Origin of the sequence: Streptococcus sp. HMSC066E07, assembly GCF_001814695.1 — a bacterium.
GTDB classification, from domain to species: Bacteria; Bacillota; Bacilli; order Lactobacillales; family Streptococcaceae; genus Streptococcus; species Streptococcus hominis.
Map to the genome: position 1 here is coordinate 1 of NZ_KV817425.1, position 13,305 is coordinate 13,305.

Annotated in this window: 19 protein-coding genes; 2 read left to right on the top strand and 17 right to left on the bottom strand. The window is 38.2% G+C overall.

Annotation, left to right across the window (positions count from 1 at the left end; all coding sequences use genetic code 11):
- Positions 1-401: 401 nt before the first annotated feature.
- From HMPREF2984_RS02375 to HMPREF2984_RS02445, 15 genes are all read right to left on the bottom strand, one after another.
- A complete protein-coding gene (locus HMPREF2984_RS02375; RefSeq protein WP_049534620.1) occupies positions 402-887 on the bottom strand; it encodes an acyl-CoA thioesterase in 486 nt (161 codons plus the stop codon).
- A gap of 347 nt (positions 888-1,234) precedes the next feature.
- The gene (yidD, locus tag HMPREF2984_RS02380; protein ID WP_049534622.1) at positions 1,235-1,489 is read right to left on the bottom strand and encodes a membrane protein insertion efficiency factor YidD; all 255 of its coding nucleotides are present in this window, start codon (positions 1,487-1,489) and stop codon (positions 1,235-1,237) included.
- The gene (locus HMPREF2984_RS02385) at positions 1,489-2,214 is read right to left on the bottom strand and encodes a pseudouridine synthase (protein WP_049534625.1); all 726 of its coding nucleotides are present in this window, start codon (positions 2,212-2,214) and stop codon (positions 1,489-1,491) included. Before HMPREF2984_RS02385 ends, yidD begins: the two co-directional genes overlap by 1 nt.
- The gene (gene scpB, locus HMPREF2984_RS02390) at positions 2,201-2,767 is read right to left on the bottom strand and encodes an SMC-Scp complex subunit ScpB (protein WP_049534628.1); all 567 of its coding nucleotides are present in this window, start codon (positions 2,765-2,767) and stop codon (positions 2,201-2,203) included. Before scpB ends, HMPREF2984_RS02385 begins: the two co-directional genes overlap by 14 nt.
- On the bottom strand, positions 2,760-3,470 hold the full coding sequence (locus tag HMPREF2984_RS02395) for a segregation/condensation protein A (RefSeq protein WP_049534630.1): 711 nt from the start codon (positions 3,468-3,470) through the stop codon (positions 2,760-2,762). The genes scpB and HMPREF2984_RS02395 overlap by 8 nt, the downstream gene beginning before the upstream one ends.
- Complete coding sequence (xerD, locus tag HMPREF2984_RS02400; RefSeq protein ID WP_003041382.1) at positions 3,470-4,201, bottom strand: site-specific tyrosine recombinase XerD; 732 nt, start codon at positions 4,199-4,201, stop codon at positions 3,470-3,472. The genes HMPREF2984_RS02395 and xerD overlap by 1 nt, the downstream gene beginning before the upstream one ends.
- The gene (gene cbpB / locus HMPREF2984_RS02405; protein ID WP_018543705.1) at positions 4,198-4,659 is read right to left on the bottom strand and encodes a cyclic-di-AMP-binding protein CbpB; all 462 of its coding nucleotides are present in this window, start codon (positions 4,657-4,659) and stop codon (positions 4,198-4,200) included. The genes xerD and cbpB overlap by 4 nt, the downstream gene beginning before the upstream one ends.
- A complete protein-coding gene (locus HMPREF2984_RS02410; RefSeq protein ID WP_003068159.1) occupies positions 4,656-5,177 on the bottom strand; it encodes a metallophosphoesterase in 522 nt (173 codons plus the stop codon). The genes cbpB and HMPREF2984_RS02410 overlap by 4 nt, the downstream gene beginning before the upstream one ends.
- Positions 5,153-6,139 carry a nucleoside-triphosphate diphosphatase gene (locus tag HMPREF2984_RS02415; RefSeq protein ID WP_049516800.1) on the bottom strand — a complete coding sequence of 329 codons (987 nt, stop codon included), beginning with the start codon at positions 6,137-6,139 and terminating at the stop codon, positions 5,153-5,155. Before HMPREF2984_RS02415 ends, HMPREF2984_RS02410 begins: the two co-directional genes overlap by 25 nt.
- Entirely contained in the window at positions 6,136-6,930 is a 795-nt protein-coding gene (gene racE, locus HMPREF2984_RS02420; RefSeq protein WP_024051489.1) for a glutamate racemase, read from the bottom strand. The genes HMPREF2984_RS02415 and racE overlap by 4 nt, the downstream gene beginning before the upstream one ends.
- Positions 6,931-7,023: 93 nt before the next feature.
- A complete protein-coding gene (locus tag HMPREF2984_RS02425) occupies positions 7,024-7,272 on the bottom strand; it encodes a YneF family protein (RefSeq protein ID WP_003031614.1) in 249 nt (82 codons plus the stop codon).
- 54 nt (positions 7,273-7,326) lie between these two features.
- Positions 7,327-8,577, bottom strand: coding sequence for a diaminopimelate decarboxylase (locus HMPREF2984_RS02430; protein WP_070670268.1), 1,251 nt, complete (start codon positions 8,575-8,577; stop codon positions 7,327-7,329).
- Between the two features lie 84 nt (positions 8,578-8,661).
- A complete protein-coding gene (locus HMPREF2984_RS02435) occupies positions 8,662-9,345 on the bottom strand; it encodes a Bax inhibitor-1/YccA family protein (protein WP_021001963.1) in 684 nt (227 codons plus the stop codon).
- A gap of 25 nt (positions 9,346-9,370) precedes the next feature.
- Positions 9,371-9,862 carry an HDIG domain-containing metalloprotein gene (locus HMPREF2984_RS02440; protein WP_003029959.1) on the bottom strand — a complete coding sequence of 164 codons (492 nt, stop codon included), beginning with the start codon at positions 9,860-9,862 and terminating at the stop codon, positions 9,371-9,373.
- 45 nt (positions 9,863-9,907) lie between these two features.
- A complete protein-coding gene (locus tag HMPREF2984_RS02445) occupies positions 9,908-10,648 on the bottom strand; it encodes a TrmH family RNA methyltransferase (protein ID WP_003023621.1) in 741 nt (246 codons plus the stop codon).
- Positions 10,649-10,679: 31 nt separating this feature from the next.
- Between HMPREF2984_RS02445 and HMPREF2984_RS02450 the strand changes: the two genes are divergently transcribed.
- Together HMPREF2984_RS02450 and yidC are read left to right on the top strand one after the other, a co-directional pair.
- The gene (locus HMPREF2984_RS02450) at positions 10,680-10,958 is read left to right on the top strand and encodes an acylphosphatase (RefSeq protein WP_003023619.1); all 279 of its coding nucleotides are present in this window, start codon (positions 10,680-10,682) and stop codon (positions 10,956-10,958) included.
- Positions 10,959-11,037: 79 nt separating this feature from the next.
- The gene (gene yidC, locus HMPREF2984_RS02455) at positions 11,038-11,955 is read left to right on the top strand and encodes a membrane protein insertase YidC (protein ID WP_049534638.1); all 918 of its coding nucleotides are present in this window, start codon (positions 11,038-11,040) and stop codon (positions 11,953-11,955) included.
- A gap of 72 nt (positions 11,956-12,027) precedes the next feature.
- Here the strand turns inward: yidC and HMPREF2984_RS02460 are convergent, their stop codons facing one another.
- Both HMPREF2984_RS02460 and greA read right to left on the bottom strand, forming a co-directional pair.
- Positions 12,028-12,492 carry an 8-oxo-dGTP diphosphatase gene (locus HMPREF2984_RS02460; protein WP_003041300.1) on the bottom strand — a complete coding sequence of 155 codons (465 nt, stop codon included), beginning with the start codon at positions 12,490-12,492 and terminating at the stop codon, positions 12,028-12,030.
- 79 nt (positions 12,493-12,571) lie between these two features.
- A complete protein-coding gene (gene greA / locus HMPREF2984_RS02465; RefSeq protein WP_070670272.1) occupies positions 12,572-13,054 on the bottom strand; it encodes a transcription elongation factor GreA in 483 nt (160 codons plus the stop codon).
- Positions 13,055-13,305 lie beyond the last annotated feature (251 nt).

Genomic DNA, 13,305 nt, shown 5'->3' on the forward strand with positions numbered 1-13,305 from the left:
AAACTATTCAAATAATTAAAAAAATTTTAAATAGATGAAACCTAAATAAATTCCATGATTTTGCTACACTTGCTTAAAAGACTATGTGAGCCAATATAAAGTCTTCATTAGGTGTGTAATCCTAGTGAGATATTTGTGATTAGTAGTTTATTATGTTTATCGCAAAAAGCAACAATAACCCTTACTCATTTTCCACTGAGATTAGTATACTATCTACTTCTTATCAGATAAGCTATGATGATTCTATTTAAACACAAAAAGAATATTAGAGACAAACTAACATTCCATAATTTTTCACTCTGATTATATTATAGAGAAAGCATTTTTCACTTTTTTAAAATTTACCGTATAGGAACTAAATGAAACAACAATTTAGTATATAGTCTCATCTTCGAAACATACTACATGTTATCTTTCACTGCGACTGCTACCATTCTAGCTTTGGCACGAACCTGACCCGCTACTGTCATCTCCATTGCCACAATGGCTTTTCTTTGGCCTAGTTCTTCAAGTCGAGAGATGACCGTAATTTCCTCATCAATGGGCGTTGGACTTTTATAATCTATTTCCAAGCGAGCTGTGATAAATCGTCCAATGACCGTTTCTTCTGTCAAATCTAAGCCCTTATTTTGATGAGCAAACCAGGCTGCTGAAGCGGTACCATGACAGTCAAAAATCATGGCAATCATACCGCCAAATAGATTAGCTGGAACACCACCGGTATACTGTTGAGCTGGTGTTATCTTGCTAATACAACTAGTTCCGTTTAAACTAGGATAAGTTTTTAAATGCAAGCCTGACTCATTCTTAGAACCACATCCCCAACAATGCTGGAATCGCTCACCATAAGTATCTTGAATAGCAATATTTCTTGTTTCCAAAACCATTTGTTCTCCTTTTTAAAATTAATTTTACAAGCGCTTTCATGATTATTATATCAGTCTTTAAATGAAGAGTAAATACGAAGTAGATTCAAGATATTTTAATCGTTCGTCTAAGCTTACTTTATAGAAAATATAGTTAGATTTCACACAACGAATGCCTTTAAAACTTTTCAATTTTCATTGAGTATGAGATGAACAGGCAACAAAAGGCCAGCGAGAAATACAAAAAACGAGCAATTTTGATTTTCTGTTAGTTAGAATATCAAAATTGTTCGTTTTTCTTATTTGTACTATTAAGTTATAGTATTTTATAAAGAATCTCTGGTTGCCCCTTTTATAGAGGAAGCGTCTCAACCTCTTTCTTTGTCTTCTGCATAGTTACGCTTCAAGCTAAATACATCCGGCACAGGATCATCTCCTCCTTCTGCCCAAGGATGACAACGCAAAATACGTGCTGTTCCCATTAAGACACCTTTAGCACCGTACTTTTCAATCGCTTGAATCATATAATTTGAACAAGTCGGCTGATAGCGACAAGAAGGTGGAAAGGCTGGCGAGATAAACTTTTGATAAAGACGCACTGGTGCAATAAGGATTTTTTTCATCATTTTTTCTTCGTCACAGCTAGGTTATGTAACTGGCTGACCTCTTTTTTATTGAGACGGCGAGCTTCACCTGGACGAAGTCCCGTTAAATTCAAATGACCGAATTGCGTACGAGAAAGTTTATCTACTTGCAAACCAACCGCTTCAAACATCTTTTTCACTTGATGATTTCGTCCTTCATGAATGGTCAACTGGACAACCGAACGATTCTTAATCGGGTCTACTTTCAGAATTTCATAAACCGCTGGTTTGGTTTTTTTGCCGTCAACTTCCACACCTTTTGTCAAGGGACGGAGAACTTCTTTATCAGCCACCCCCTTGACACGAGCTACATAGACCTTATCAATTTCATTTCTAGGATGAATCATCTCATCTGTAAAATCGCCATCATTTGTCAAAATCAAAACACCCGACGTATCCCAATCAAGTCGACCAACTGGATAGATTCTCTCTGTGACATTTGGCAACAAATCAACCACCGTTGGACGACCTTTGTCATCTGTCACGCTAGAAATGACACCGCGAGGCTTGTTTAAGAGATAATACACTTTTTCTTCATTGTAAATCGGCTGACCACTGACCTCAACACGATCACCTGACTTAATCGTCGTTGCCAACTCACGAACAACTTGTCCATTCACAGTGACAAGCCCTTGTTTTATCAACTCTTCTGCCTTTCTACGGCTTGCAATCCCAGAATGGGCAATATATTTATTGATTCTCATCCTCTATCCTTTCGGTAAATAGCTGACTTTCTTCTGCTATTAACTCTGTTTCTTCTACTATTGGCAATTCTTCTAAGCTATTGATTCCCATATAATCCAAAAAATAATCCGTTGTCACATAAAGATTTGGGTGCCCTAGCACTTCTTTTTTTCCATTTTCACGAATCAAGTCAAATATCTGCAACTTTGAAATCGCACCACTAGAATTGACTCCACGAATCTCATCCACTTCCACTCTCGTAATGGGCTGCTTATAAGCAATAATGGATAAGGTTTCCAAGGCAGCCCTTGATAAACTTTGATTGATAGGGGCTTTTGAATATTCCCGCAACAATTCAGCGAAATCTTGCTTGGTAACAATTTTATAAGTATTCGACGTCTCTAACAAGGCAAGACTCGAATCTTCATCTTTTTGATACTTTTCTGCCAATTTCTCCAAGCTCTGTGTCACACCTGTCGGAGGTATAGAGAGGAGCTCTGCTATTTGACGGACCCGCAAGCCGTCTTCGCCCGCTACAAAGAGCAGGGCTTCAATCTCTGCTAACTTACTCATTTCTTTTTCCTATTAGATAAATATTCCCAAAATTTTCTTCTTGCATTACTTGGATTTCTTGGACTTTTACTAGTTCCAATGTCGCTAAAAATAAGGTAATCACTTCATTCATATCTTTTGTTTCTGAAAAAATGGCTTGCAGAGCAATTTCTTCTTGAGAATAACAGCGCTCACGTATCACATCCATCATGTCTTCGATTTTATATTCATCTTTGACAATCGTTGTATGACTTTGGGCAAATTCTTCTCTTTTTTGCGTCATCAATTTAGAAAAAGCCAAAAACAAATCAATCGTTGTCTTATCATGGAGCAATGTTGCATCTTCATACACCAATTCAATTTTAGGTTTAGAGTAATAAAGAGCTCGTTCTTCATGTTGCTCCGCCATTTTCTCACCTAATAATTTGAATTTCCGATATTCCTCAATTTGAGAAAGCAAATCTTGCTCCAAATCTTCTTCAGCTTCTAAGCTATCAGCTACTTTTGGCAAGAGTTTTCGGCTTTTAATCAACATGAGCTGACTTGCCATAACCATGTATTCTCCCGTCACTTCTAACTTCATTGCTTGAAGAGTCGCCACATAAGCCAAATATTGCTCAATGACCTCTGTAATCGGCACATCATAGATATCCATTTGATATCTTGACACCAAATGAAGCAATAAGTCCAATGGGCCTTCAAAATCTTTAATTTTTATGTCCATTATCTGTATTTTTCTAATGTCATCATTGTTTTCAAGCCTAAATTGCGCGCAATTTCATACAATTCAACACCTTGCTCTCGCTGACGTAAAATATATTGCTCTCGCAAACTCTGAGCTGATAAAGTAGCTTGATTTTTTTCAATCAAAAAAGCTTCTAATTGACGAAAGCCCCATTGGCGCGAATAGCTTTTCCCATTCTTTTCTAACAAATAAGTTCCTTCCAGAGTTGTTTCCAGTTCTCCAATCAACTGGTCTGGAATGGGCACAATACGCTTTTGACCTGCTTTCTCAATGCGAATAATCTGAAAATCCAGATTGACATCTGCTACTTTCAACTGTAAAATTTCGCTTGGTAAAAGCCCCATTTCTAAAATGAGAAGCGCAATCAAGCGACCGTTGTATTGATTTGTATCTGCATAAAAATCAGACAAATCCAAAATTTCCGCATCGTGTTCTTTCGGAATACCAACTTTTGGCAACTCCAAACGATAAAAGTCTGAAATCAACCGTTGCTTGTATAAATAATGCAAAAATTGATTGATAGCAGATAGTTTTCGTTTCTGAACAGATGGTTTGAAGTCAGCGATAGAAGCTTGGTAAATCCGCAGATTGGTCTCTGTAATTTTTGCATGGGTCACATCTACGAATTGCTCCAAATCATAAAAATAAGCTGTTTTTGAATTCTCAGATAAATTTTTTCCTTCTAAAAAGGTTGTTATTTCTTCTTTCATTTTGGATGAATCTCGTATTCATTCGCAAAACTATGCAAAAGAGCATTAACTGCTTTTAGGATAGATTTACGTGTAATAATTCCTTGAAATGTATTGTCCCGATCAACAACTGGCAAGAAGGACTCATCTACTAACTTATGCAGCACTTCTGTCAATGTAAAATCTGGACCAACTGTCAAATCATCTTTTTTTGCCATGTGCACAATATCGGTTGTCATAAACTCCTCGTCAGGAATTTCGTGCTGCATCTGATAAGACAAGATATCTGTCAGCGAAATGGTGCCAACAAACTTTTTCTGATCTGTCACCACGGGTACTCGTGAGTAGGTCATCTGACTTAACAACAAAATAGCATGATCAGCATTGTGAGTATCAATCAAAACAGCCAAGTTTTCTGCCGGTGTTAAAAAAGTATCTTCTTGCTGTAAGAGAAAATTTTCAAATTCTTTGGCAATCATCGAGTAAACTCCTTTGATAGGCGAGAATACAGTTCGTGTTGACGCGTATAGTAGTTCACTTGAAATGCATCATCACTAATCTCTACCTTAGCATAAAGTCGCTCATTGATAACACCACGCGGTTGACTGATAGAGCCGGGATTTAAAAAGAGTGTTTTTCCTTCCATCCACGCATCTGGAATATGTAAATGCCCATATAAACAAATATCCGCATCTACCTCTTGTGCCCATAAATCCAATTTTTGAAAACCAAAGTTGATATGCTGAAGGTGACCATGAGTTTGTGCAATAACGGTACCATTTAAATCCGTCACCAAACGATCTGGATAGCCACCATAGAAATCCATGTTCCCTGCTACAACGTAAATTCCTTGCCACACTTCGTCATCACTTGGCAGCTCAGAATCACCATTATGAAAAATAGCATCTACTTTTCCGAGATAATAGGTCTTTATCTCTTCTACAATAGCACGATCTCCATGAGAATCACTCATTACGATGATGGTTTGTTTTGCCATGTTGGAAATACCTCCACTAATTTTTGAACTGCTTGAGCTCGATGTGATTGAGCGTTTTTTTCTTCCATTGTTAATTCTGCAGATGTTTTGCCTGTTTCACCTACTAAAAATAAAGGATCATAGCCAAATCCATTTTCACCTTTCGGCTCAAAATTGATATAGCCTGGCCAGTCAGCCTCTATGACCAGACTTTCTTTGTCAGGACTTGCCACTACCAGAGTGGTATGAAACTGTGCAGAGCGATCTTTCAAGTCGAAAACCATTGCTAATTCATGTAGCAATTTTGCATTGTTTTCTAAGTCTGTTGCATCATTTCCAGCAAAACGAGCAGACCAAACTCCAGGAAGACCACCTAGTGCATCCACTTTTAAGCCTGAGTCATCCGCCAATACCATTTTGCCAGTCAGCTTAGAAATGGTCTCTGCTTTCAAACGAGCATTTTCTTCAAAAGTCATCCCAGTTTCTGCGACCTCTGGTAAATCAGGATAGTCATTCAAATTTTCAATCTGATAGCCTAATTTTTCAAAGATTCTGCGGAATTCAGCGGTCTTTCCCTCATTACGAGTAGCAATTAAAATCGTATCTCCTACTGTCAAACCTGACAATTCTTGTTGAGAAAAGAAAACATTTAATTTGACACCTTTTTCAGGTAAGTGCACTAAAACTAATTGTCCCTTTTCCGTAATCAGAATAGCACCTTTATGAAATTGCGCCTGAAACTGTGAATTTTGATTCTCATTGATCATTTGCAAGACGAATTGGACAAACGACATCATTGAGCTATATTGCATAACCGTAACAGAAAATGCTTGACCTTCAACTACTAATTGACAGAGCTCTTCTTCCATACGACTGAGTTCTTCCGAATCAACATCCTTAAAATGGAAAGTTCCACCACGAGAAGACCATTCTCCAACATACCAATTTTGGGTATCTTTATACTCATAAATTTTGCTACTCATAAGGTCACATGCTCCACATTTATTTCTTTATTTAGCCACGTTTCTGCAATTTCAGCAAAACTTTTCGCATTTGCTGTTGTAAAAAAGCGGTGTTGAGGAAGTTCTCCTTCTCTGCTGTGATTGATTTCAAAATAATTGAGCAAAACAGAAATGTCCCGCACGCATTCTGCTCCACTATCAATCAGTTTCACTGTTGGTCCCATTACATTTTGAATGATTGGTTTTAGCAAAGGATAATGCGTACAGCCTAACACTAAAGTATCTACCCTGCCTTTTAGCGGCATCAAGCTCTCATAGACCACTTTTTTCGTAATGCTAGACGACAGCTCGTTAGACTCTACCAGTGGGACAAACTTGGGACAAGAAAGACTTGTCACCTCCACTTCTGGTAAGAGACGTTCGATTTTTTGCCGATAAATATCTGATTGAATCGTCATTGGCGTTCCAATAATGCCAATCGTCCCATGTTGAGAGGCTTTAATTGCTGCGCTAGCTCCCGGTAAAATCACTCCCAAAACTGGAATATCCAATTTTTCTTTGATTTCTTCCCAAACCACAGCAGTAGCTGTATTGCAGGCGAGAACAATCATTTTGACATTTTTAGTTAAGAGAAATTGCACTAATTGCCATGTATACTCGCGAATCTGATCTGCTGGTCTTGGACCATAAGGCGCACGTGCAGAATCACCGATATAAATCACTTCCTCATGTGGAAGCTGCCGCATCAATTCACGAACAACTGTCAAACCGCCCACTCCTGAGTCTAAAAAACCAATTGGTCGATTATCCATAAGTTCTTCTTTCTAAAGAAGGGACTGGGTGCAAGTCCCAAATCCCCATTCATTTATCTCTTTAAAAATCAAATTTTATACTGTTTTAACAGCTTATTTTTTCTTTTTAGCATTTTCAAGTGCTGCTTTTTGTTGATTTTTAATTTGACGATACACTTGTTGTACCTTTGCTTCATTTGGCTTTTGTCCATTTGCAGATAGCATCGTACGAACCGCATCAATATTCAAACGTGGATTGTCTGCAAATTCTTTTTCAATTTGTTTGCGAACTAGATACATTCCAGCGAGCATGCCACCAAAAAAAGCCACAATAATCAACAAAATAGCTAATAGTAAATTCATAAATATGTAATCCTCTTTTCCCTTTTTACATCTTCTTATTATATCAAAAATTGTCTATTTTTCAAAATCAAAGCCATACAAAGTTGCGAAGTAATCCTCTGGTATTTCAGCACGCCGAATCATTCGTACACCGTCGTCTTCTTCCAGTAAAATTTCAGCTGAACGAAGTTTAGCATTGTACTGATGGCCCATTGAAAAACCATGTGCTCCTGTATCGTGAATCACTAAGGTATCCCCAATATTGGTAATCGGCAGTTCGCGCTGAATAGCAAATTTATCATTGTTTTCACAAAGACTGCCGACCACATCCACTATTTCTGTCGGTCCGTCTGGGTAATCCATATTTGTAATATGGTGATAAGCGCCATACATAGCCGGGCGCAGCAGGTTCACTGCTGAAGCATCTACACCAATGTAAGTGCGATAAGTCTTCTTTTTATGCAATACTTTCGTCACCAATAATCCATGAGGGGCCAGCATAAAACGTCCCAGTTCCGTAAAAATTTTAACCTTTCCTAAACCTGCAGGTGTTAAAATTTCCTCATAAACTCGGCGAACTCCTTGCCCAATCGCTAAAATGTCATTTGCTTTTTCTTCTGGACGATAAGGAACGCCTACTCCGCCTGAAAGATTGATAAAATCCAGGTCCACATTGGTCTCAGCTACGACCTCAACGGCTAATTCAAATAGCTGACGGGCTAATTCAGGATAATAATGATTCGTAACAGTATTAGAAGCTAATAAGGCATGAATCCCAAATTTTTTAACGCCCAAATTTTTTAAATCTTTAAATGCTTGGATGAGTTGTTCTTTGGTCATCCCGAATTTGGCTTCTTCTGGAGAATCCATAATATCTGTTCCCAACTCAAATACACCGCCTGGGTTATAGCGGCAAGAAATAATTTCTGGAATGCTCGCCACTTCCTGTAAAAATGCAACATCTTCATAAGCATCAAGATTGATAGTAGCTCCCAATTCACGCGCAAATTGCATTTCTTTTGCAGGCGTGTCATTGGACGAAAGCATCATGTCATTTCCTGAAAAACCTACTTTTTGGCTCATCAAAAGTTCTACATAGCTGGCGCAATCTACTCCACAGCCTTCATCTTTCAAGATTTTCAAAATAGCCGGATTTGGAGTTGCCTTTACTGCAAAATACTCTTTAAATCCTTGATTCCAAGAAAAGGCTTTCTGAAGCGCACGAGCTGTTGCCCGAATACCTTTCTCATCATACAAATGAAATGGTGTTGGAAATTGAGCTGTGATTTCAGCTAATTTTTCACGACTGATATAAGGTTCTTTCATAACTAGTCTCATACTTTCTTTTCATTTGCTTTATTATATCATAAAAAAAGAAGCTGAAACCAGTCCAACTTCTAATTCTTGCTTTTAATTATCTCTTCCAAAAATACGAAGAATGCTGAGGAACAGATTGATAAAATCAAGGTAAAGGCTTAAGGCGAGTGAAACTGCCCAACCAGCTGCTACATTTCCGCCTGATTGCTCATAGACATAGCGAATTCTTTGATTATCCCAAGCAATCAATCCAGAGAAGATAATCACACTAATAATGCTAATGATGAAATCTAGTCCAGAACTTCTAAGGAAAATATTCACCAAACTAGCGATGATAACTCCAATCAGACCTGCAATAAAGGATCTGCCCAGACCAGAAAGATCTTTTTTGGTAAATTTCCCAATCAATGCCATAGCAAAAAACATCGCTGAAGAAGTAATGAAGGCTGCTAAAACCGTTGCTTGTGTGTAAAGAGCCAACACTAAACTAATCGTAAAGCCATTTAAAGCCGAATAAACTAGAAAAGTTGGCAATGCAGCTGGATTGTTTTTGGCAGACATTCCTGAAGCTACCCAGACAAGAACCAACTCAGCAAAAATAGCTAAGTAAAAAATCCAACTATTCGCCATTATTACTGAATAAATCACATCTTGAAATATTGTTAACATCAAAGCCGAGACAAGGGCAGAAATGCCAATCCCCATACCGACTAATGAATAAACTTTAGCGTAAAAACTATTGATACCACTATTTTCTTGAATAACTGTATTGTTCATAAGCTCTCTCCTTTATTATGATATGTTACGATTTTAACATTTTTCGATGAAAAAGTCTTCTTTTAGCCATTCTTTTCCGAACTGGCGCCATGGCTTCCTTGATCGCCCAGTATTTATCCACCATGGTGACAATATAGCCTTCTTTATACCGTGGTGGTGCCAATGTTGCTCCCCACATGTGTTTGATAATGATGTCTTCTTCCACTTTATTTAAATTGGTTACTTTCCGTGCATTTCGTACTGCTAAGCGAGGGTGTACCCAAGCATGACTTTTATTAAATTTCGTTTCCCGCCAATCATAATAAAACATATCGTGCAGAAGTCCGCCACGTGCGGTACTTTTTGCATCCCAACCTAATTTTTTAGCAATTTTATAACTCGTATAACTAACATGAATCGAATGCTCCAAGCGATTGGAATAAATATGGTGGGTTATAGTTTTTAATTTCTGGACGCGTGGTTGAGCAATCAATTGTCCAACATGCTCCATATACTCTTTGTCTTCTTTATAAAGCATAGAACCACCTCCATGTGCTTCTAATTATAAATATATTTCTAAATTTTAGCTTAAAGCAAAGATGAGAATTCCTGCTGCCACGGCGACATTTAAACTCTCAGCTCGTCCTTTCATCGAAATATGAATGAGGTAATCAGCTGCTTCTGCCATTTCAGAACTAATCCCCTGACCTTCATTTCCCAACACAAGAGCAAAATTCGACAGTGGTGCTAACTTCCGATAATCCATCGAATCTTTTGAAAGCGTTGTTGCCAATATCGGCAATTGTGCCTGTTTAGCAAGGTCAAGAAAATCTGCTGTTTTTACTCGGTAAATAGGCAAATGAAAGTGACTGCCTTGCATGGAGCGTAGAGTTTTCAGATTGTAAATATCTGCTGAATGCTGCGAAATAAACACCCCGTCATAACCAGCCGCATCAGCTGTTCGGATAATCGTGCCCACATTCCCTGGATCCTGCACATCTTCTAAAAAGAGATATTTCCCTTTGAGAACTGAAGGAATCGTCGCTTCCTCAAAAGCAAGCTCTGCTACAATTCCCTGCGGTGTTTTGGAATCAGCTAAATCCGCCAAAATTTCTGCCGTCACTACATAAACTTGAGGAAAATCCTGCACTCTGTCAACAAATTCTTCTAAAACAAAGATATGCCTAATTTTAGCTTGTGCATTGACTGCTTCTTCAAATAAATGCCAGCCCTCAATTAAGTATGAGTCTTTTCGATATTTTTTTTGAAGTAATTTTTTAGTATTTTTTACCACATTATTCGCTTTTGAGGTTATAATATTCATAGAACTATTATATCACAAAAAGGAGGTTCACATGCAAAAAGTAAGAATGATTGCACAAGGTCGCGTGCAAGGAGTTGGCTTTCGTTGGGGTGTTTACACACTTGCCACAGAAATTGGCGGTATCACAGGGCGTGTCTGGAATAATGAAGATGGTACCGTAGAGATTTTGGCGCAAGCAGAAAACTCTGCCCTTATGGCAAAATTTATCCAAGAAATCCGCAAAGGGCCAACGCCATTTTCAAAAGTCAACTATTTAGATGTTACAATGACGAATTTTGAATCCTATTCAGATTTTAAAATTGCAAATTAAGTCCTAAGAACTATTGTATATTTAGGAAAAAAACAGTAGAATAGAAAGGTATTATTTTTTAGAAAAAGGAAACAAACACGTGAAAAAATTAAATCGTATTTTATTCTCAGGATTAGGGTTATCTATGCTTCTGCTGCTCTCAGGATGTGTGCAAGTAAAAGATGGTAAGCCTGCTGGGTTTGTCTGGGATATCATTGGAAGACCAATGAGCCTTGCCATTCAGTATTTTGCTAATAACATGGGGCTAGGTTTTGGTGTTGCTATTATCATTGTTACCCTGATTGTGCGGCTGATCATTTTGCCACTAGGACTTTATCAATCATGGAAAGCAACTTATCAATCTGAAAAGATGAACTACTTGAAGCCTATTTTTGAGCCTATCCAAGAACGTATGAAAAATGCTGAAACACAAGAAGAAAAGCTTGCTGCTCAGCAAGCACTCATGGCTGCTCAAAAAGAAAATGGTGTCAATATGCTCGGAGGTATCGGATGCCTTCCTCTCCTGATTCAATTACCATTTTTCTCTGCCCTCTATTTCTCTGCTCAATACACTGAAGGAGTGGCTAAGAGTGTATTCCTAGGAATTCCACTCGGAAAAGCCAGCATTCTCCTTACTGTTATCGTCGGAGTTTTGTATTTTATTCAATCTGCTTTGACCCTTGTCGGCGTTGATGAGGTTCAAAAAGAGCAAATGAAGAAAATGATGTACATGAGCCCGCTCATGATTGTCATCTTCTCGTTCACAGCTCCTGCAGGTGTCACACTTTACTGGGTAGTCGGTGGTTTCATTATGATCATTCAACAATTGATTATCAATCATTACATCCGTCCTCAGCTCAGAAAACGCGTAGCTGAAGAATACAAAAATAATCCGCCTAAAGCCATTAAAAATTCTGGTCGTAAAAAAGATGTGACACCTCAAGCACAGGCCGTTATTGAAAATAGAAAACAAAATAAAAAGAAAAATCGTAACGCTGGAAAACAACGTTCAAGATAAGCAAAAAGCTGGAACGATTGTTCCAGCTTTTTGCTTGCCGTTCAATTTAAATGTTCTCATTCAAAAATAAAATTACCAAAATTCGCGAACAAAATCATTTTCTAAACGTTCACTATAAAACAATTCTGACAACGATTTGTCATCAAAAATACGTAGCAAATTTTTTAAATCATAAGCCAATTCGAGAGTGTCCAACTCTTCACGCGCCACCCACTTAACTTCACCTTCTTCTGATGAACGAAGATGTCCTGAAAATTCATTTGCGCGATAAAGAAAGACCAGATAACGAATGCCTTCTGCCGTGTACCAATGTTTCATACCAACCAGTCTAGGATGATGGATTGTTAGTCCCGTTTCTTCATAAATTTCACGCACAACTGCTTGGTGGAGGCTCTCCTTTTCTTCTATATGTCCGCCGGGTAAGGCTGCTCCTGACCAAGAATACATCTTGGGATCACGAATCTGCATGACAATGCGATTTTGATTATCTTCAATCAGACACATATTGGTTAAAATTACTTGAGACTTACGAGCCATATTTCTCTCCTCTATGTTTTGCAGAGACAACCCCCGTGGTACTATTACAATCACGGGGGCTCATCTTACTCATTTTTAATTATGCCGTTTTTTCGACTTTTAGGATTTTTACATCATAACTGCCAACAGGTGTTTCAACAGTAGCTGTATCGCCTGTTTTCTTGCCAATTAGAGCTTGTCCAATAGGACTTTCATTAGAGACTTTTCCAGCAAAAGCATCTGCTCCAGCTGCGCCAACAATCATATAGACTTCTTCGTCTGTTTCACCAACTTCTTGAATCGTAACGGTCTTACCAATAGCGACTTCATCATGAGCTACTGCATCGCTGTCCACAATTTCAGCGTAACGAATCTTGGTTTCTAGACTAGATATTTGTCCTTCAACAAAAGCTTGCTCATCTTTGGCTGCTTCATACTCACTATTTTCTGATAAATCTCCATAAGAACGAGCAATTTTAATACGCTCTACTACTTCAGGACGGCGAACCAATTTAAGTTCTTCTAATTCTTTTTCAAGTTTTTCCTTTTCTTCAAGGGTCATAGGATAAGTTTTTTCTGCCATTATTTTTTCTTCTTTCTATTTGAGGGAGTGGGACAGAACTCAGCTTGAAAATTTTAGTTCCTAGTCTCACCCCCGCAGGGTTGCTCAACAGTCTCCCAGACTGTTGAGGTGGTGGATAAAGAAAACAATTTTTTGTCAAAAGTGTTCTTCCGAGCTTGAAAAGCAAACAGCTTTGAGATTTGCTTTACAAGTTCTATCCGCCACTTCAAAGCAATGCTTTGAGCAATCAGTAACTGCGCGTCGTTGGTTTA

Excerpts from the sequence above, each read along its gene's own strand:
- HMPREF2984_RS02375 (WP_049534620.1), bottom strand. The coding sequence starts at position 887 with ATGGTTTTGGAAACAAGAAATATTGCTATTCAAGATACTTATGGTGAG.
- yidD (WP_049534622.1), bottom strand. The coding sequence starts at position 1,489 with ATGAAAAAAATCCTTATTGCACCAGTGCGTCTTTATCAAAAGTTTATC.
- HMPREF2984_RS02385 (WP_049534625.1), bottom strand. The coding sequence starts at position 2,214 with ATGAGAATCAATAAATATATTGCCCATTCTGGGATTGCAAGCCGTAGA.
- scpB (WP_049534628.1), bottom strand. The coding sequence starts at position 2,767 with ATGAGTAAGTTAGCAGAGATTGAAGCCCTGCTCTTTGTAGCGGGCGAA.
- HMPREF2984_RS02395 (WP_049534630.1), bottom strand. The coding sequence starts at position 3,470 with ATGGACATAAAAATTAAAGATTTTGAAGGCCCATTGGACTTATTGCTT.
- xerD (WP_003041382.1), bottom strand. The coding sequence starts at position 4,201 with ATGAAAGAAGAAATAACAACCTTTTTAGAAGGAAAAAATTTATCTGAG.
- cbpB (WP_018543705.1), bottom strand. The coding sequence starts at position 4,659 with ATGATTGCCAAAGAATTTGAAAATTTTCTCTTACAGCAAGAAGATACT.
- HMPREF2984_RS02410 (WP_003068159.1), bottom strand. The coding sequence starts at position 5,177 with ATGGCAAAACAAACCATCATCGTAATGAGTGATTCTCATGGAGATCGT.
- HMPREF2984_RS02415 (WP_049516800.1), bottom strand. The coding sequence starts at position 6,139 with ATGAGTAGCAAAATTTATGAGTATAAAGATACCCAAAATTGGTATGTT.
- racE (WP_024051489.1), bottom strand. The coding sequence starts at position 6,930 with ATGGATAATCGACCAATTGGTTTTTTAGACTCAGGAGTGGGCGGTTTG.
- HMPREF2984_RS02425 (WP_003031614.1), bottom strand. The coding sequence starts at position 7,272 with ATGAATTTACTATTAGCTATTTTGTTGATTATTGTGGCTTTTTTTGGT.
- HMPREF2984_RS02430 (WP_070670268.1), bottom strand. The coding sequence starts at position 8,577 with ATGAAAGAACCTTATATCAGTCGTGAAAAATTAGCTGAAATCACAGCT.
- HMPREF2984_RS02435 (WP_021001963.1), bottom strand. The coding sequence starts at position 9,345 with ATGAACAATACAGTTATTCAAGAAAATAGTGGTATCAATAGTTTTTAC.
- HMPREF2984_RS02440 (WP_003029959.1), bottom strand. The coding sequence starts at position 9,862 with ATGCTTTATAAAGAAGACAAAGAGTATATGGAGCATGTTGGACAATTG.
- HMPREF2984_RS02445 (WP_003023621.1), bottom strand. The coding sequence starts at position 10,648 with ATGAATATTATAACCTCAAAAGCGAATAATGTGGTAAAAAATACTAAA.
- HMPREF2984_RS02450 (WP_003023619.1), top strand. The coding sequence starts at position 10,680 with ATGCAAAAAGTAAGAATGATTGCACAAGGTCGCGTGCAAGGAGTTGGC.
- HMPREF2984_RS02460 (WP_003041300.1), bottom strand. The coding sequence starts at position 12,492 with ATGGCTCGTAAGTCTCAAGTAATTTTAACCAATATGTGTCTGATTGAA.
- greA (WP_070670272.1), bottom strand. The coding sequence starts at position 13,054 with ATGGCAGAAAAAACTTATCCTATGACCCTTGAAGAAAAGGAAAAACTT.